This is a genomic window from Pseudomonas sp. zfem003 (assembly GCF_032621675.1).
GTDB lineage: Bacteria > Pseudomonadota > Gammaproteobacteria > Pseudomonadales > Pseudomonadaceae > Metapseudomonas > Metapseudomonas otitidis.
On record NZ_JAVYJG010000006.1, the window covers coordinates 145,952 to 163,490 of the forward strand.

The 17,539-nt window shown below is 69.8% G+C and carries 13 protein-coding genes; 7 read left to right on the plus strand and 6 right to left on the minus strand.

The window, feature by feature from the left end; translation table 11 throughout:
- Window positions 1–38 precede the first annotated feature (38 nt).
- Window positions 39–4,904 (minus strand): NAD-glutamate dehydrogenase, encoded by a 4,866-nt coding sequence (locus RTK35_RS14700; protein ID WP_044412226.1) that lies wholly within the window; start codon window positions 4,902–4,904, stop codon window positions 39–41.
- 335 nt (window positions 4,905–5,239) lie between these two features.
- On the opposite strand from RTK35_RS14700, the gene RTK35_RS14705 reads away from it, so the two are divergent.
- From RTK35_RS14705 to RTK35_RS14735, 7 genes are all read left to right on the plus strand, one after another.
- Window positions 5,240–5,986, plus strand: a complete 747-nt coding sequence (locus RTK35_RS14705) for a carbonic anhydrase (protein WP_160481627.1) — start codon at window positions 5,240–5,242, stop codon at window positions 5,984–5,986.
- A gap of 152 nt (window positions 5,987–6,138) precedes the next feature.
- Window positions 6,139–7,098 (plus strand): AAA family ATPase, encoded by a 960-nt coding sequence (locus RTK35_RS14710; protein WP_044412232.1) that lies wholly within the window; start codon window positions 6,139–6,141, stop codon window positions 7,096–7,098.
- Window positions 7,099–7,102: 4 nt separating this feature from the next.
- Window positions 7,103–8,035: a DUF58 domain-containing protein gene (locus tag RTK35_RS14715; RefSeq protein ID WP_044412235.1), complete on the plus strand. Its 933-nt coding sequence runs from the start codon at window positions 7,103–7,105 to the stop codon at window positions 8,033–8,035.
- Entirely contained in the window at window positions 8,032–8,526 is a 495-nt protein-coding gene (locus tag RTK35_RS14720) for a DUF4381 domain-containing protein (RefSeq protein WP_316908330.1), read from the plus strand. Before RTK35_RS14715 ends, RTK35_RS14720 begins: the two co-directional genes overlap by 4 nt.
- Window positions 8,519–9,547 carry a vWA domain-containing protein gene (locus tag RTK35_RS14725; protein WP_074970177.1) on the plus strand — a complete coding sequence of 343 codons (1,029 nt, stop codon included), beginning with the start codon at window positions 8,519–8,521 and terminating at the stop codon, window positions 9,545–9,547. The genes RTK35_RS14720 and RTK35_RS14725 overlap by 8 nt, the downstream gene beginning before the upstream one ends.
- Window positions 9,544–11,292: a VWA domain-containing protein gene (locus RTK35_RS14730; protein ID WP_316908331.1), complete on the plus strand. Its 1,749-nt coding sequence runs from the start codon at window positions 9,544–9,546 to the stop codon at window positions 11,290–11,292. The genes RTK35_RS14725 and RTK35_RS14730 overlap by 4 nt, the downstream gene beginning before the upstream one ends.
- On the plus strand, window positions 11,289–12,926 hold the full coding sequence (locus tag RTK35_RS14735) for a BatD family protein (protein WP_107329385.1): 1,638 nt from the start codon (window positions 11,289–11,291) through the stop codon (window positions 12,924–12,926). The genes RTK35_RS14730 and RTK35_RS14735 overlap by 4 nt, the downstream gene beginning before the upstream one ends.
- A 13-nt stretch (window positions 12,927–12,939) precedes the next feature.
- Here the strand turns inward: RTK35_RS14735 and RTK35_RS14740 are convergent, their stop codons facing one another.
- The 5 genes from RTK35_RS14740 to rnd form a co-directional block, all read right to left on the minus strand.
- Window positions 12,940–14,181 (minus strand): hypothetical protein, encoded by a 1,242-nt coding sequence (locus RTK35_RS14740; RefSeq protein WP_044412250.1) that lies wholly within the window; start codon window positions 14,179–14,181, stop codon window positions 12,940–12,942.
- Window positions 14,182–14,246: 65 nt separating this feature from the next.
- On the minus strand, window positions 14,247–14,696 hold the full coding sequence (locus RTK35_RS14745) for a YcgN family cysteine cluster protein (protein ID WP_074970169.1): 450 nt from the start codon (window positions 14,694–14,696) through the stop codon (window positions 14,247–14,249).
- 404 nt (window positions 14,697–15,100) lie between these two features.
- Window positions 15,101–16,033 (minus strand): D-2-hydroxyacid dehydrogenase, encoded by a 933-nt coding sequence (locus RTK35_RS14750; RefSeq protein ID WP_316908333.1) that lies wholly within the window; start codon window positions 16,031–16,033, stop codon window positions 15,101–15,103.
- On the minus strand, window positions 16,033–16,326 hold the full coding sequence (locus RTK35_RS14755; RefSeq protein ID WP_044412257.1) for a YcgL domain-containing protein: 294 nt from the start codon (window positions 16,324–16,326) through the stop codon (window positions 16,033–16,035). Before RTK35_RS14755 ends, RTK35_RS14750 begins: the two co-directional genes overlap by 1 nt.
- Window positions 16,326–17,453, minus strand: coding sequence for a ribonuclease D (gene rnd / locus RTK35_RS14760; protein WP_222899957.1), 1,128 nt, complete (start codon window positions 17,451–17,453; stop codon window positions 16,326–16,328). The genes RTK35_RS14755 and rnd overlap by 1 nt, the downstream gene beginning before the upstream one ends.
- Window positions 17,454–17,539 lie beyond the last annotated feature (86 nt).

A 17,539-nucleotide genomic window follows, 5' to 3' on the forward strand; every position in this document is an offset into this window, starting at 1 on the left:
CGGGGCTGAGAGCACAACAACTCAGGTAGGGCCGAGCATCAGGGGATGTTCACCCCGTGCTGGCCGCTCAGGGCCAGGTCCATCAGCTCGCGGTTGGCGACGGCGTACATGGCGTAGTCCGTGCCGGTGGCGGCGCGCAGTTCGGTGAGCATCACCTTCCAGCGCTCCACCAGCGGACGGTGCTGTTCCAGCCAGAGGGCGACGCGCTCGTCCATGTCCGCCGGGGCATCGGCCATCTGCAGCACGGAGATGGTGATCGCCCGCTGCTGACCGTCGAGGTCGTCGCGGAAGGCTTCGCGGGCCAGCGCCTGCCAGTTGTTCTCCACCGGCAGGCCGGTGATCTGCTGCAGGTACCAGGACAGGTCCAGCGCGCCGCCGATGGCGAAGTAGGCGGCGGCCACTTCGGCGGCGTCCTTGCCGGTGACGTCGGCGGCTTCGATGATCGGCAGCAGCGTGTACAGGTGGCTGGTGCCGGCGACGACGCGGGCCAGTTCCTCCGGTGCGCCGGCTTCGACGTAGGCCTGGTAGCGGGCCAGCCACTGCTCGCGGGCCGGGCCTTCCAGCAGTTCGTCCAGGCGGCCGGCCAGTTCGGCGACGCGGGGGCCGAAGTGGCCGACGTCACGGGCGGCGTTCTGGTCTTCGCGGCGGCTGCGCAGGAACCAGCGGGTGGCGCGGCGGCCGAGGCGCATCAGCTCGTCCATCAAGGTCAGCTGCAGCTCGGCGGGCACCTTGTAGTCCAGGGCCTCGATCTGCTTCCACCAGTGCGCCAGGCGGAACACGTCACGCACCACCACGTAGGCGCCGGCGACGTTGGCGGCGCTCATGCCGGTGGACTCCTTCAGGCGCTGCACGAAGGTGATGCCCATGTGGTTGACCAGGTCGTTGGCGATCTGGGTGCTGATGATCTCGCGCTTCAGGCGGTGGCGGCGCATGGCCTCGCCGTACTTCTCGGCCAGCAGCGGCGGGAAGGCGGTCTCCATCTCGCGGGCGAGGTAGTCGTCGTCCGGCACCAGGGATTTGAGCAGCGATTCCTTGAGGTCGATCTTGCTGTAGGAGATCAGCACCGACAGCTCGGGACGGGTCAGCCCCTGGCCGTTGGCGAGGCGCTCGTTGAGTTCCTCGTCGCTGGGCAGGAACTCCAGGGCACGGTCCAGCTTGCCGGCGGCCTCCAGAGCGGCGATCAGGCGCTTGTACTCGCCGATGCGCTCGCGGGCGCGGCGCTGGGCCAGGGACAGGGCCTGGGTCTGCTTGTAGTTGTTGCCGAGCACCAGGTTGGAGACGGCGTCGGTCATCTTCGCCAGCAGGGTGTTGCGCTGCTTGCCGGTCATGTCGCCGGCGCCGACGATCTCGCCCAGCAGGATCTTGATGTTCACCTCGTGGTCGGAGCAGTCCACGCCACCGGCGTTGTCGATGAAGTCGGTGTTGCTGGCGCCGCCGTTGAGGCCGAATTCCACACGGCCGAGCTGGGTCATGCCGAGGTTGCCGCCCTCGCCCACCACCTTGGCACGCAGTTCGCGACCGTCCACGCGCAGGGCGTCGTTGGCCTTGTCGCCGACGTCGGCGTGGCTTTCCTTGCTGGACTTCACGTAGGTGCCGATGCCGCCGTTCCAGATCAGGTCCACCGGGGCCTTGAGCAGGGCGTTGAGCAGCTCGGTGGGGGTCAGCTTGTCGGCCTGGATGTCGAAGCGCGCCTTCATCTGCGGGCTGATGGCGATGCTCTTGGCGCTGCGCAGGAAGATGCCGCCGCCTTCGGAGATCAGCTTGGTGTCGTAGTCGGCCCAGGAGGAACGCGGCAGGTCGAACATGCGCTTGCGCTCGACGAAGCTGCTGGCCGCGTCCGGATTCGGGTCGATGAAGATGTGCATGTGGTTGAAGGCGGCCACCAGCTGCAGCTTGTCCGACAGCAGCATGCCGTTGCCGAACACGTCGCCGGCCATGTCGCCGATGCCGATGACGGTGAAGTTGTCCTTCTGCACGTCGATGCCGTGCTCGCGGAAGTGCCGCTGCACCGAGACCCAGCCGCCCTTGGCGGTGATGCCCATGCCCTTGTGGTCGTAGCCGGCGGAGCCGCCGGAGGCGAAGGCGTCGCCCAACCAGAAGCCGTATTCCTGGGCGATGCCGTTGGCGATGTCGGAGAAGGTCGCGGTGCCCTTGTCCGCCGCCACCACCAGGTAGGGGTCGTCGGCGTCGTGGCGCACCACGTTGGCCGGCGGTACCACCTGGCCGTCCTTGAGGTTGTCGGTGATGTCCAGCAGGCCGCTGATGAAGATGCGGTAGCAGGCGATGGCCTCGGCCTGGATGTCGTCACGGCTGCCGCCCACCGGCAGGCGCCGGGGGATGAAGCCGCCCTTGGCGCCCATGGGCACGATGACGGCGTTCTTCACCTGCTGCGCCTTGACCAGGCCCAGCACCTCGGTGCGGAAGTCTTCCTCGCGGTCGGACCAGCGCAGGCCGCCGCGGGCGACGTCGCCGAAGCGCAGGTGCACGCCCTCGACACGCGGGCAGTAGACGAAGATCTCGAACTTGGGCACCGGACGCGGGATGTCGGGGATCAGGCGCGGGCTCAGCTTGAAGCTGAAGTAGCCCTTGTTCTGGCCGTTGGCGTCGGGCTGGTAGAAGTTGGTGCGCAGGGTCGCCTTGATCAGGTCGAGGTAGCGCCGCAGGATGCGGTCCTCGTTGAGCACGGCGACGTTGTCCAGCTCGCCGAGGATGGCCTGTTCGAGCTTCTGCTGCTTGTCTTCCAGGTCGTCGGCGGAGAGCTTGCGGGCCAGGTAGAAGCGGGTCTTGAACAGCCGCACCAGTTCCTTGGCGATGTTGGTGTGGTTGAGCAGGGTGCTGGCGATGTAGGACAGGTCGAAGCCCAGGCGGATCTGCTTCAGGTAGCGGGCGTAGGCACGCAGCAGGGCCACGTCGCGCCAGGGCATGGAGGCGGTCAGCACCAGGCGGTTGAAGGCGTCGTTCTCGGCGTCGCCGCCGACGATGTGGACGAAGGCGTCCTGCAGGGTGTCGTTGAGTTCCTGGATGTCCACCTCGACGCCGGCAGCGGCGGTGAAGGCGAAGTCGTGGATCCAGAATTCACGGCCGTCCTGGCGGGTCAGGCGGTAGGGGAACTCGCCCAGCACGCGCAGGCCGAGGTTCTCCAGGATCGGCAGCACGTCGGACAGCGGCAGCGGCGTGTCGGCGTGGTAGAGCTTGCAGTGCAGCAGCTGCTCGCCCTGGGTCAGCGGCTGGTAGAAGCTCATCACCAGCTGGCGCTGCTCGGAGAGGCTGTACAGGTGCTGCATGTCCACCACCGCCGAGTGCGCGGCGAAGCGCTCGCGGTAGCCGGCGGGGAAGCCTTTCGGGAAGTCGGCCAGCACGCGGGTGCCCTTGGCCTCGCCGAAGGTTTCGTTGATCAGGCTGGCGTAGTCGTCCTTCCAGGAACGGCAGGCCTGGATGACCTCCTTCTCCAGGCGCACGGGATCGACCACGGCCTTGTTCTTCGGGTCCAGCCGCAGGATGAACTGCACGCGGGCCAGCACGGATTCGGAGAAGAAGGTCCAGAACTCGCAGTCGGTCGCCTGCAGGCGCTCCATGAGGATCTGCTGGATCTTCACCCGGGTCTCGGTGGAGTAGACGTCACGCGGGACGTAGGCCAGGGCGTAGGCGAAGCGGCCGTAGGGGTCGCGGCGCAGGAACAGGCGGATCTTGTTGCGCTCCTGCATCTGCACGATGGCCATGGCGGTGGCGAACAGGTCGTCCACCGGGGTCTGGAACAGGTCGTCGCGGGGCAGCACCTCCAGCACCTGGCCCAGTTCCTTGCCCAGGTGGGCACGGGGGTCGAAGCCGGAACGGCGCTGGATCTCGGCGACCTTGCCACGGATGTAGGGGATGCGGGTGACGCTGTCGGCGTACACGGCGGAGGTGTACAGGCCCATGAAGCGGCATTCCTTGACCACCCGGCCCTTGGCGTCCAGCTCGCGGATGGAGACGAAGTCCGGGTAGGCGGGGCGGTGCACGCGGCTCGGCTCGGCGGCCTTGGCAAAGGACAGCAGCACCGGGCCGCGCAGGTAGTCGACGGCTTCCCGCTCGACGTGCAGGTCGGCCTTGGTCAGGCCGGCGCGGCGCAGGCGCGAGACGCCCAGCAGGGACTGCTCGTCATAGACCAGGTGGCCGCCGGCCTCGCCCTCGTCCACCACGGTGAACTCCTCGTAGCCGAGGAAGGTGAAGTTGTTGTCCACCAGCCAGTTCATGAAGACCTTCACCTCGGCCAGCTCGGCCGGGTCCACCTTCAGCTTGGCCTTGTCCAGCCAGGCCAGCAGTTCGCGGGCCTTGGCGGTCATGGGCTTGAAGTCGGCGACGGCGACGCGCACCTCGCCCAGCACTTCCTCCAGGGCCTTCTCCAGCGCCTTGAGGGCGGCGGGGGCGGCAACCCGGTCGATCTCCAGGAACATCAGCGATTCCTGCTGCACGTCCTTGCCCTGGGTGCCCTTGGGCAGCACTTCCTGCAGCGCGCCCTTCTTGTCGCGGCGCACGCTGAGCACGCTGTTCTGCAGGGTGTGGATGTTGTAGCCGCGGCGGTTCAGCTCCATGCGCACCGAGTCCACCAGGAAGGGGATGTCCGGGTGCAGCACTTCGACAGCGGTGTGGGTGGACTGCCAGCCGTGCTTCTCGTAATCCGGGTTGAACGCGCGGACCTGGGGCTTGGCGGGGTCGAAGCGTTCCAGCAGGCGCCACGACGACAGGGTGCAGCCCACCAGGTCGGACAGGCGCCGCTGGGTGAGTTCGTCGAGGGCGATGATGCCGAAGAACTGATCGGCGAACAGGGTTACTTGTGGCAAGACCTGCTCGCTGACGTGCTGCGCCAGTGCCACCTGCAGTTGATGCTGGAAGTCGGCTTTGCTGGCCGCGGTGAAGAACGCCATGGTTGTGCTCCGCTTGGCTCTGTTGTTGGGGGTTAAGCGTAGAACGCTTATTCGCGCGGTGATGGATCAGGAGGAGATTCAGGCAGTGTGACGGGCCGGAACCGCTTGGGACCGGGCAGTCATCCTCGCGGACAGATTAAGGGCGGCACCCGGTGCGACGCTTTTAGTCCTGCGACATATTCGGTCAATCTCGGACAGCCGCCTTCAGCAAGCCGACAGGGTTCACGGAAGGAGGACGACACGAGCGCTTCAGCAGCGCCTACAGCGCGCCCACAGCGACAGGACCGGTGTGCCCCCTAGACTCGCCACTCCCCTTTCCCACCGGAGCACCTGCCATGTGCACCTGCCACGAACCCCACACCCCTGATCGTCCCGAGCGCCGGCGCTTCCTGCGCCTGGCCGGCATGACCGCCGCGGCCGTCGCCGCCGTGCCCCTGCTGAGCCAGACGGCCCTGGCCGCCGACCCGGCTGCGCCGCCGCCCAAGCCGCAGAACCGCCTGGCACCCGACGCAGCGCTGGAGCGCCTGATGCAGGGCAACCAGCGCTACGTGGAAGGCCTGACCCGCCGCCACGACTTCCTCACCGAGCGCGAGGCGCTGGTGTCGGCCCAGAACCCCTACGCGGCGGTGCTGAGCTGTGCCGATTCGCGCATCGCCCCGGAGTACGCCTTCGACACCGCGCGGGGCGACCTCTTCGCCGTGCGCGTGGCCGGCAACATCGTCAATGAAGACGGCCTGGCCAGCCTGGAATACGGCGTGGCCGTGCTCGGCATCCCGCTGCTGATGGTGCTGGGCCACGAAGGCTGCGGCGCCGTGGAAGCCGGCCTCAAGGTGGCCCGCGACGGCGCCCGCTACCCCGGCCACATCCAGGCCCTGGCGGCGGCCATCGCGCCGTCGGCGAAGGCGGTGCTCAAGCACGAGGGCAATGCCCTGGACAACGCCATCGCGCAGAACGTGCGGGACAACCTCAAGCAGCTCACCGAGCGCTCCACCCTGCTGCGCGACGCCGTTGCCGAAGGCCGCCTGAAGGTGGTGGGCGGCGTCTACCGGCTGGCCAGCGGCCAGGTCGAACTGATCGCCTGAGGCCTGACGGGCCGGGCGCACAGCGCTCGGCCCGTCACGATTTCGACGCGCGCTCGCGTACTCGCCTAGGCCGCCGACCTCTGCTTGGATTAAAGTACCCCGCCTTCTCCGAGGGCCCAGGCTGCCCCCGTCCACCCCGAGCGAGCCCGACGATGGAACACCGCGATGCACTGGTCGCCCTGCGACAGTACCTTTCCACCCAGATTCTCGGTCAGGAAAAACTCATCGACCGGCTGCTGATCGCGCTGCTCGCCGACGGCCACCTGCTGGTGGAAGGCGCACCGGGCCTGGCCAAGACCAAGGCCATCAAGGACCTCGCCGAAGGCGTGGAGGCCGAGTTCCACCGCATCCAGTTCACCCCCGACCTGCTGCCCGCCGACATCACCGGCACCGAGATCTACCGCCCGGAGACCGGCAGCTTCGTGTTCCAGCAGGGGCCGATCTTCCACAACCTGGTGCTGGCCGACGAGATCAACCGCGCGCCGGCCAAGGTGCAATCCGCGCTGCTGGAGGCCATGGCCGAGCGCCAGGTGTCCATCGGCCGTTCCACCTACGACCTGCCGCCGCTGTTCCTGGTGATGGCGACCCAGAACCCCATCGAGCAGGAAGGCACCTACCCGCTGCCCGAGGCCCAGCTCGACCGCTTCCTCATGCACGTGAAGATCGGCTTCCCCGAGGCCTCGGTGGAACGCAAGATCCTTCAGCAGGCCCGTGGCGTCGCCCTCAACGGCGAGACCCGACCCGAGCACCAGGTCAGCCAGCAGGCGATCTTCGCCGCGCGCAAGGAAATCCTCGGCCTGTACATGGCCGACGCCGTGGAGGAGTACCTGGTGCAGCTGGTGATGGCCACGCGCACCCCGGCCAAGTTCGACGCCGAGCTGGCCGAGTGGCTGGCCTACGGTTCCAGCCCGCGCGGCTCCATCGCCCTGGACCGCTGCGCGCGGGCCCATGCGTGGATGGCCGGGCGCGACTTCGTCAGCCCCGAGGACATCCAGGCGGTGCTCTTCGATGCGCTGCGCCATCGCCTGATCCTCACCTTCGAGGCCGAGGCCGCGGGGATCGACCAGGACCGCGTGCTGCAACGCATCCTCGACGTGGTCGCCGTCGCCTGACGCCATGACCAGCCCGGCAGCCGTCCCCGGCGTGCAGGTCAGCCTCGCCGAGCTGATCGAAATCCGCCACCGCGTGCGCGAGGTGCAGCTGTTCTCCACGCCCTCGCGGCGCAGCCCGCTGATCGGCCTGCACCACTCCAAGCTGCGCGGGCGCGGGGTCGACTTCGACCAGGTGCGCGTGTACCAGCCGGGCGACGACGTGCGCACCATCGACTGGCGCGTCACCGCACGCACCCAGGAGCCCCACACCAAGCTGTTCCACGAGGAGCGCGAGCGCCCGGTGTTCATCGTCGTCGAACAGAGCCAGCGGCTGTTCTTCGGCTCCGGGCGGATGTTCAAGTCGGTGCTCGCCGCCCACGCCGCCAGCCTCATCGGCTGGGCCGCCCTGGGCCACAACGACCGCATCGGCGGGCTGGTCTTCAGCGACGCCGAGCACCACGAGATCAAGCCCCGCCGCAGCAAGCAGAGCCTGCTGCAACTGCTCAACCGCCTGGTGCGCGCCAACCAGGGCCTGGTCACCCCGCAGGCGACGCCCCGCGAAGGCTTCAGCCTGGCCCTGCGCCGCGCCCGTGAGGTGCTGCGCCCCGGCAGCCTGGTGGTGATCCTCTGTGACGAGCGCACCCTCTCGGACACCGCCGAGCAGCAACTGGCGCTGCTGGCCCGGCACACCGACCTGATCCTGCTGCCGCTGTCCGACCCCCTCGACCACGCGCTGCCGGCCGCCGGCCTGCTGCGCTTCAGCGAGCTGGGCGCCCAACTGGAGCTGGACACCCACAACCCCGAGCTGCGCCAGGCCTACCGCGAACAGGGCGAGGCCCGCCGCGCCCGCTGGCAGCGCCTGGCCCTGCGCCTGGGGGTGCTGCTGCTGCCGCTGTCCACCCAGGAAGAGATGGTCGACCAGTTGCGCGATCACCTGCAGCGCGGGGCGCGGCGATGAACCCGCTGGACCAGCTCGAACCCCTGATCGCCCCGCTGCCCGTGCCGTTCTGGCCCCCGGCGCCGGGCTGGTGGCTGCTCGCCGTGCTGCTGCCGCTGCTGGCCTGGGGCGCCTGGCGCCTGGCCCGGCGGCTGTCGCGGCAGCGCCAGGAGGCCGAGCAGGCCCAGCCCCTGGACCCGATGCGCGAGGCCGCGCTGCAGGAGCTGGCACAACTGGCCAAGCCCTACGACGGCGCCCATGCCGGCCCCTGGCTGCAGCAGCTCAATGCGCTGCTCAAGCGCCTGTGCCGGCAGCGCTACCCCGACGCCCAGGTGCTGACCCTGAACGGCCGCGCCTGGCTGGCCTACCTGGACAACCGCTGCCCCGCCGCCGGCCTGACCCGCTGGATGGTGCTGGTGGAGGGTGCCTACCGCCCGCAGTGCAAACTCGACGACAAGGCCATTGCCGGCCTGCACCAGGCCGTCGAAACCTGGATTCGCAAGCATGTTTGAACTGGCCTGGCCCTGGATCTTCCTGCTGGCGCCGCTGCCCTGGCTGCTGCGGGTGCTGCTGCCGCCGGCCGACAGCGGCGAGGCGGCGCTGAAGGTGAGTTTCCTCGGCGAGCTGGAAACCCTGGCCGGGCGCCGCGCCCGCGCCAACCTGCCGGCCTGGCGCCAGCAGGCGCCCTTCGCCCTGCTCTGGCTGCTGCTGCTGTGCGCCGCCGCGCGCCCCGAGTGGGTGGGCGAGCCGCAGCCGCTGCCGGCCAGCGGCCGCGACCTGCTGGTGGCGGTGGATGTGTCCGGCTCCATGGACTACGCCGACATGCAGCTGGACGGTAAGCCGGTCAGCCGCCTGGCGCTGGTGCAGCACCTGATGGGCGAGTTCATCGACGGCCGGGTGGGCGACCGCATCGGCCTGATCCTCTTCGGCAGCCAGGCCTACCTGCAGGCGCCGCTGACCTTCGACCGACAGACCGTGCACGTGTGGCTGGACGAGGCGCTGATCGGCATCGCCGGCAAGAACACCGCCATCGGCGACGCCATCGGCCTGGCGGTGAAGCGCCTGCGCCAGCGCCCGGCCAACAGCCGCGTGCTGGTGCTGGTGACCGACGGCGCCAACACCGGCGGCCAGATCGAGCCCTTGACCGCCGCGCGCCTGGCCGCCGAGGAAGGCGTGAAGATCTACACCATCGGCATCGGCGCCGACCCCGAGCAGGGCGGCATGCTCGGCCTGTTCGGCCTCAACCCGGCATTGGACCTGGACGAGCCGACCCTGCGGCAGATCGCCGAGCAGACCGGCGGCCAGTACTTCCGCGCCCGCTCCAGCCAGGAGCTGACCGAGATCGAACTGGCACTGGACACCCTCGAACCGGTGAGCCAGCTGCCCAGCCAGGCACGCCCGGCCCTGGCGCTGTACTGCTGGCCGCTGGGGCTGGCGTTGCTGCTGAGCCTGGTGCTGATCGCCCGTGAACTCTGGCCCGACCTGCCCCAGCAGGGGCTGGCCTGGGCCCGCAGCCGCTGGAGGCGTTCATGAGCGAACTCTGGCCCCACTGGTCGCGCCCGCTGTGGCTGCTGCTGTTGCCCCTGCTGCTGTGGCTGCTCTGGCAACTGCTGCACCGCGAACGCCGCACCGGCCGTTGGCAGCAGTTGCTGCCCCTGCACTTCCAGCCCTGGCTGCTGGGTGGCGGGCGCCAGCGCGGCAGCCGGCTGCCGTGGATCGCCCTCGGCCTGGCCTGGCTGCTGGGCCTGCTGGCGCTGCTCGGCCCCAGTTGGCAGCGGGTGGAGCAAAGCACCCAGAAACGCGCCGACCCGCTGGTGGTGATTCTCGAACTGACCCCCTCGATGCTCGCCGGCGACGTGCCGCCCAGCCGCCTGGAGCACGCCAAGCGCAAGCTGCGCGACCTGCTGGACGCCCGCCGCGACGCGCAGACGGCCATCGTCGTCTACGCCGGCAGCGCCCACAGCCTGGTGCCGCTGTCGGACGATCTGATGACCGCCGGCAACCTGCTGGACGCCCTCAAGCCGACGATCATGCCCGAGCCCGGCCAGCGCGCCGACCTGGCGGTGCAGAAGGCCCTGGCGCTGCTGGAACAGGGCGCGCGCGGCCAGGGCCGGTTGCTGCTGATCACCAATGGCCTCAGCGAGGCCGAGCGCAACGGCATCCGCAAGGCCCTCGGCTCGCGCAGCGGCCGCTTGTCGATCCTCGGCATCGGCACCGCCCAGGGCGCGCCCATCGCCCAGGACAACGGCGGCTTCCTCAAGGACGCCCAGGGCGCCATCCTCCTGCCGCGCCTGGACGCACCGGGGCTCAAGCGCTTCGCCAGCGACCTGGGCGGCAAGTACGCCACGGCCCGGGTGGACGAGCGCGACCTGCGCAACCTCGGCCTGCTCGGCGGCGCCACCACCCTGCGCGACAGCGGCGAGACCACCCGCCTGGAAGCCTGGGCCGACCAGGGCCACTGGCTGCTGCTGCCGCTGCTGCTGATCGCCGCCTGCGCCGGCCGCCGGGGCTGGATCTTCTGCCTGCCGCTGTTCTTCGTGCTGCCCCGCCCTGCCCTTGCCTTCGAGCTGGACGACCTGTGGCTGCGGGCCGACCAGCAGGGCCAGCGCCTGCTGGAAGCGCAACAGCCGGCAGAGGCCGCGCAGCGCTTCCAGGACCGTGCCTGGCAGGGCTATGCCCTCTACCAGGCCGGCCAGTACGGCGAGGCGGCGGAGCGCTTCGCCGCCGGCGACAGCGCCGCCGATCACTACAACCGGGGCAACGCCCTGGCCAAGGCCGAGCAACTGGAGGCCGCGCTGGATGCCTACGATTCGGCCCTGGAGCGCCAGCCCGACCTGCAGCCGGCGCTGAAGAACAAGGCCCTGGTGGAGGAGCTGCTGAAGCAGCGCCAGGCCCAGGCCGAGCAGCCCCAGCCCACCTCGCCACCACAGCAGCAACAGGCCGGCCAGGACGAGGCCGCCCAGGACGCGCCCAAGGGCACGCCCCAGCCGGCGGAGCAGGACACCAAGCCCGAATCCGGCCAGGATTCGCAGGCCAGCACGGAAGCCGAACAGAAGAACGGCCAGGGCGCCGGCGGCCAGGACCAGCAGGCAGCCAACGCCCAGCCCACCGAACCGGACGGCGAGCCACAAGCGCTGGACAGCGAGCACGAGCCCCTGGGCGACGAACGCCGCCAGTCCCTGGAGCAGTGGCTGCGACAGATTCCCGACGACCCCGCCGAACTGCTGCGCCGCAAGTTCTGGTACGAACAGCAACGCCGCCAGGAAAACCAAGAATGAAGCGCCTGACCTGCGCCCTGATCCTCCTCCTGCTGGCCAGCCTCGCCCACGCCGCCGGCTTCACCGCCAGCGTCGACCGCACCCGCCTCAGCGAAGGCGAGACGGTGGAGCTGGTGCTGGAGTCCTCCGACCCGACGCTGTTCGGCAAGCCGGACCTGTCGCCGCTGGAGTCGCTGTTCGATGTGCTCGGCACCCGCCAGATCAACCGCCTGAGTACCCTCAACGGCCAGAGCAACCGCGCCACCCGCTGGATCGTCACCCTGCAGCCGAAGCAGACCGGCTACGTGGTCATCCCGCCGCTGAAGCTGGGCGAGGCCGAGACCCAGCCGATCCCGCTGCACATCCAGAAGAACGACCCCAACGCGGACTCCGGCAAGCTGGCGCCGGTGTTCATCGACGCCAGCCTGGACCAGGAAAGCGTCTACGTGCAGGCCCAGGCCATCCTCACCCTGCGCATCTACCACTCGGTCTCGCTGTACGACGACAGCAGCCTGACGCCGCTGCAGATGGCCGATGCGCGCATCGAGCAGCTGGGTGAGCCGCGCACCTACGAGAAGGAGATCAACGGTGTGCGCCACGGGGTGATCGAGCTGCGCTACGCGATCTTCCCGCAGAAGAGCGGCCAGCTGATGATCCCCTCCCAGGTGTTCAGCGCGACCCTGGCCGAACGCAGCAGCCAGGACGCCTACCAGCCCTTCGGGCCGCGCCCGGGCCGCCTGACGCGGGTCAGCTCGCCGCAGATCCCCCTGGCGGTGAAGCCGCGCCCGGCGGACTACCCGGCCGATGCGCCGTGGCTGCCGGCGCGCAACCTGACCCTGGTGGAGGCCTGGAGCCCGGAGCCGGACAAGGCACGGGTCGGCGACTCCCTGACCCGCAGCCTGATGGTGAAGACCGAAGGGCTCTCCAGCGCGCAGATCCCGGCGCTGCCGGCCACCAGCGCCAATGACCTGCGCCGCTACCCGGACCAGCCCCAGTTGGCCAACGAGGTGGGCGAACGCGGGGTGACCGGCAGCCGCGAGGAACGCGAGGCGCTGGTGCCCACGGCGGCCGGGCGCATCGAGCTGCCGGCGGTGGACGTGGTGTGGTGGAACACCCGGGACGACCGCCTGGAGCACAGCCGCCTGCCGGCCCGCACCCTGGAGGTGGCGGTGAACCCGGCGATGGAACCGGAGGCCCCGGTGGAAACACCCGGTGCCGACCAGCCGGCCCCGGCCGGTGCGCCGCTGTGGCCCTGGCAGCTGGCGACGCTGATCCTGGCGCTGACCACCCTGCTGGGCTTCGGCCTGTGGTGGCATGCCCGCCGCCAGCCGGCGATCCTGCCGACGGTGCAGACCGGGCCGAGCCCGCGCACGCTGCTGGACGACCTCAAGCGCGCCTGCCAGGCCAACGACCCGCAGGCAACCCGCCAGGCGCTGGACGCCTGGGCACGCCAGCAGCCGGAAACCCTGGCGGAGATGGCGGCGCGCTTCGTGCCGCTGTCGGATGCGATGGACGGCCTGAACGGCGCGCTCTACAGCGAGAGCGGCCAGCACTGGCAGGGCGAGGACCTGTGGAAGGCGATCCGCGCGCTGCCGGCGCGCCAGGTGCAGCAGCAGGCCACGGCCAGCGCGCTGCCGCCGCTGTACCCGCACTGATGCGCTGAAGGGGCTACTGGGCGGCGGCCTTGTCGTCCAGCAGCGGCGTGTCGAGGGTCTTGGAGGGGCCGCCGAGGACGTTCTCGGCGATGCCGACGAAGTCCGCCGTAGCGACCTTGTCCAGGCGCATCAGCCCGCGCACCACGTCATCGAGGGAGTGAGCGCCCTTGCTGCTCTTGCGGATCTCTTCGTCCAGGTCCTGCAGCAGCAGCACGGCGCGGGCGGTGGTCGGCCCGGTGCAATGCTCGCCGCGCAGGTTGGTGACCTTGCGGCTCCAGTGCTTCAGGTTGGCGCGCACCTTGTGGTAGCGGTCCTCGCTGAGCCCGCCGGCACGGCGCATCAGCTCGATGGCGTAGTACTCGGCGATGCCTTCGCTGATCCAGTCGCTGCGCTCGGTGTCCTGGATGCGGGTGAACACGTGCACCAGTTCGTGCACCAGGGAGCTGGTGCCGTTCTCGCTGACCAGCGGGCGGTCGGCGTGCATGAAGAAGGAGTTGGGGCCGGACAGCCCGCCGCGCCACATGGGGTCGCCGGCACCGACGATCAGCAGCTTGCCGGGGTCGCGCGGGAACACCGCCTGGGCGTGGGGCCAGACGAAGGTCAGCAGGGTGAGGATGTCCATCCGCCGCATGCCCTCGCCCACCGGGGCGCTGATGGTGACGTCGGTGTTGCCCAGTTCGGTGCGGCGGCTGCCGAGCTTGCCGGCGATGATCCAGCCGGTGGGGCGGTCGAACACGCGCTCGGCGTTGTCGACGCGGAAGCGGTTCTTGCCGACGCGGGTCCAGCCGGTTTCCACGGAGGTCCAGCCCTTGGGCAATTCGAACTGGATGCGCGCGGCCAGGTCGGTACCTTCCACCACGTCGGCCCGGGCCGGGGGCACCAGGTCGTCGCCGCGCAGCAGGGCCCAGTCGGGGGTCATCCGCGCATCGAAGGTGCCGTCGCCACGGTCGTGGGTGATGCGCACGCGGTAGCTGAGGGTGGCCTTGCCCGCTGCGGGTTGCCAGGTGCCTCGGCCGGCGCCCTCCTGCTGCCACTGGCCGTCGGCCTTGAAGTCGCTGTAGTAGCCCTTGTCGCCCAGGTCGAAGCTGAGGCGGCGGACCTTCTCGCCCTCCTCCACCACCAGCTGGACTTCGGCCTGGTCGCTGTCGGGCAGGAAGCGAACCTTGTAGTCGATGTCGGTGCGCTTGGCCGCCAGCAACGGGGCACTGAACAGCAGGGCGGTGGCGGACAGCAGCAGGGTGGCGCGGTGGGACATGGCGGGCTTCCTCGTGGCGATTTCCCTATGACGCGGCGAACGGCGATTCGATCCCTTGGGGTGCGCTAGCCGGCGCGGAAGATCATGTAGTCCTCCCAGTCGTCCTCGGCCACCTTGGTCTCGCTGACCATGCGCCCGGACTGGGAAATGCCGGCGTTGTGCACTGCCTCGGGGTCGCCGCAGACCAGCGGGTGCCAGGGCGGCAGGTCCTTGCCCTCGGCCACCAGGCGGTAGCCGCAGGTGGGCGGCAGCCAGCGGAACTCGTCGGCCTGGGCCGGGGTGAGCTGGATGCAGTCGGGCACGAAGTCGCGGCGGTTGGGGTAGTTGGTGCAGCGGCAGGTCTTGAGGTCGAGCAGCTTGCAGGCGATGCGGGTGTAGTACACCGCGCCGTCGTCTTCGTCCTCGAGCTTCTGCAGGCAGCACAGGCCGCAGCCGTCACACAGGGACTCCCACTCCTCCTGATCGAGTTGAGCGAGGGTCTTGCGCTTCCAGAAGGGTTCGACTTTGGCGGCCATGGCGATCTGACTGGGTGAAGGGGCGCGGTAGTCTAGTCGCGCCGACGGTGCCGGCCAAGCACCGCCACCACGGGAGCGACCGGTAGCGCGGTGTAAGGAAAATCGTTCGCACTATCTCCCAGCAGCGCCGCCCCGGCGGTGGATCGGTGAAGCGTGCTCCACCCGACACACTTACCCGACGTAGCCCGGGCTTCAGCCCGGGAACGGAGCCAACCATGGGATTGATGGCCTCCCCCTCCGCGTGGGTCGATGAAGCGCGACCCACCCTACACGAGCCATGGCAAGGGCCCCGTAGGATGCGGTGAGCTGTGCGAACCGCATCGAATCCGGGGCGCCTGGGCAATGATGGGCTTCGCACAGCTCAGCCCATCCTACGTGCCGGTGGATTACCCCCTCGCTTGGGGTCAGTAGCCGCGCTGGAAGTCCACTTCGCCGCGCAGCGGCTGGCCTTGCTGGAAGCGGGTGAGGTTGTCGGCGAACAGCCTGACCAGCGGCTCGGCCAAGGTGGGGGCGGAGCTGTGGCCGGTGAGCAGCAGGCGCGGGGCGCGCCAGAAGGGGTGCTCGGCCGGCAGCGGTTCCTGGCGGCAGACGTCGATGACGGCGCCGGCCAGTTCGTTGGCTTCGAGGGCCGCGACCAGGTCGTGGTCCACCACCGCAACGCCACGCCCGGCATTGATGAAGAGCGCCGTGGGCTGCATGCGCTGGAACAGCGCGCGGTCGTAGAGGTCCTGGGTGGCGGGGGTGTCCGGCAGCAGGTTGACCACGCAGTCGGCCCAGCCGACCTGTTCGGGCAGGGCCTCGAGACCGGCGACCTCGGCAAATGGCTCCAGCGGACGCGGCTGGCGGGCGATGCCGCGCAGCTCGACACCGAAGGGGGCGAGGAAGCGCCCGACGCTGCTGCCGATGTCCCCGGCGCCCACCACCAGCACGCGCCGCCCGGCCAGGCTGCGGGGCAGCCGGCCATCCCAGCGCCCTTCCACCTGGCTCGCCAGGCGCGCCAGCAGCGCGCGCTCATGGGCCAGCAGGTAGGTCAGCACGTATTCGGCCATCACCTGGCCGAAGATGCCGACGGCACGGGTGAGCCGGTACTGGCGCGGCAGGCCTTCGGCCAGCAGCGGGGTGATGCCGGCCCAGGTGGACTGCGCCCATTCGGGCCGAAGCCCCCGGCGCAGCAGCTCGGCGAGGCGATCCGGGCTGCCCAGCCACACCGGGCAGTCGGCGGCCAGGCGGGCCAGTCCGTCAGGCGAATCTGCAGCCAGCAGCTCCAGCTCGGGGGCGAGCTCGCTCAGCAGTTCGGCGTGGCGGGCGTGGTTGGAGTCGGCGAGGAGAACGCGCATCAGACCGGGTCGTTCATGCGCAGGAGCTCTTCGGGCAGGTGCTCGATGTACTCCTCTTCACCCGGCGGCATCTGCAGGTGGTAGCCCTGCTTCTCGATGTTCTCCAGCACCTTGTGGATGTCCTCGCGGGCCAGCTGGCGCTCGGGGCTGAGGACCAGGTCGAAGGTGTGCCGGGGGGCGCCGAAGGCGGCCAGCAGACCTTCGGGCACGCGGCTGAGGGCTTCGGCCTTGTCGACGTAGAGGTACATCTCGTTCTTGCGGGGGCTCTTGTAGATCGAGCAGATGCGTTTCATCAGGCGGTCTCTCCGGCCAGGACGTCCAGCAGGGCCTGGCCCATCAGTTCGCGGCGCCAGCCACGCAGGCCTGCGGGCAGCTGGTAGGGGCCGTTGGGGAAGCCGCTCTTGATGAGGGCTTCGAGGTGTTTCTTGCGCAGCATCAGCTCGGGGGCGATGCCCAGGCGCTCGGCCTGGGCCTGGCCGACGGCGCGCAGCTTCTTGAGCAGGCCGTTGACCTCGGCGGGCAGCGGCTCGGGCAGTGCCTCGGGCCATTCGGCGGGCGGCAGTTCGGCCGCTTCGCGGATCAGCTTGAGCAGGGTGTTGCCGTCCTGGCGGACGGTGCGCGGGTGCATGTCTTCGATGCGCGACAGGGCGACCAGGTTGTCCGGCTGGAAACGCGCCATGGGCCACAGGGCGTGCTCGCGGATGATGCGGTTGCGCGGCTGGTCGCGGCGCCGGGCCTCGGCCTCGCGCCAGGCGTAGAGGGCGCGGAGCACGGCCAGTTGCTGGCGGGACAGCTTCCAGCCGAGCTTGGACTCGCGGTACAGCGTCTGGGGATCGGTCTCGCGGCGCAGGTTGGCCACCAGTTCGGCGCCGTCTTCGAGGATCCAGGCGCGCTTGGTGGCGTCGAGACGCTGGTCGAGGATGCGGTAGATCTCGGCCAGGTGCACGGCGTCCTCGGCGGCGTAGCGCTCCTGCATCTCGGTGAGCGGGCGCTGCAGCCAGTCGGAGCGGGTCTCTTCCTTGGGCAGGTCGATGCCGAGCACGGCGTTCACCAGGCGCGAGTAGCCCATGGAGTAGCCGATACCGAGGTAGCCGGCGGCGAGCTGGGTGTCGAGCAGCGGCTGCGGCAGGCTGCCGGTGAGGCGCAGGAAGACTTCGAGGTCTTCGCCGCAGGCATGCAGCACCTTGGTGACGGCGGTGTCTTCGAGCAGGGCGGCGAAGGGGCGCCAGTCCTGGATCAGCAGGGGGTCGATGAGCCAGGCCGTCTCGCCGTCGCCGACCTGGACCAGGCCGGCCTTGGGGTAGAAGGTGTCGACACGCATGAACTCGGTGTCCAGCGCGACGAAACTCAGTCGGCGCCAGCGTTCGCAGTGGGAGGCCAGTTCGGCGTCGTCGCGAATCCAGTGAAAATCGATGGCCACAAGGCTCTCCTCGGTTCAGAGGCGCGAAGTATATATCGCAACCCCGGCGCCGCCCCACCCGGCCCGGCGGGCGGGCGGCAGCCGGC

Bases quoted from the DNA above. Each gene is read 5' to 3' on its own strand.
- RTK35_RS14720 (WP_316908330.1), top strand. From the start codon at position 8,032: ATGAACCCGCTGGACCAGCTCGAACCCCTGATCGCCCCGCTGCCCGTG.
- RTK35_RS14745 (WP_074970169.1), bottom strand. From the start codon at position 14,696: ATGGCCGCCAAAGTCGAACCCTTCTGGAAGCGCAAGACCCTCGCTCAA.
- RTK35_RS14700 (WP_044412226.1), bottom strand. From the start codon at position 4,904: ATGGCGTTCTTCACCGCGGCCAGCAAAGCCGACTTCCAGCATCAACTG.
- RTK35_RS14725 (WP_074970177.1), top strand. From the start codon at position 8,519: ATGTTTGAACTGGCCTGGCCCTGGATCTTCCTGCTGGCGCCGCTGCCC.
- RTK35_RS14710 (WP_044412232.1), top strand. From the start codon at position 6,139: ATGGAACACCGCGATGCACTGGTCGCCCTGCGACAGTACCTTTCCACC.
- RTK35_RS14705 (WP_160481627.1), top strand. From the start codon at position 5,240: ATGTGCACCTGCCACGAACCCCACACCCCTGATCGTCCCGAGCGCCGG.
- RTK35_RS14715 (WP_044412235.1), top strand. From the start codon at position 7,103: ATGACCAGCCCGGCAGCCGTCCCCGGCGTGCAGGTCAGCCTCGCCGAG.
- RTK35_RS14740 (WP_044412250.1), bottom strand. From the start codon at position 14,181: ATGTCCCACCGCGCCACCCTGCTGCTGTCCGCCACCGCCCTGCTGTTC.
- RTK35_RS14735 (WP_107329385.1), top strand. From the start codon at position 11,289: ATGAAGCGCCTGACCTGCGCCCTGATCCTCCTCCTGCTGGCCAGCCTC.
- RTK35_RS14730 (WP_316908331.1), top strand. From the start codon at position 9,544: ATGAGCGAACTCTGGCCCCACTGGTCGCGCCCGCTGTGGCTGCTGCTG.
- RTK35_RS14750 (WP_316908333.1), bottom strand. From the start codon at position 16,033: ATGCGCGTTCTCCTCGCCGACTCCAACCACGCCCGCCACGCCGAACTG.
- RTK35_RS14755 (WP_044412257.1), bottom strand. From the start codon at position 16,326: ATGAAACGCATCTGCTCGATCTACAAGAGCCCCCGCAAGAACGAGATG.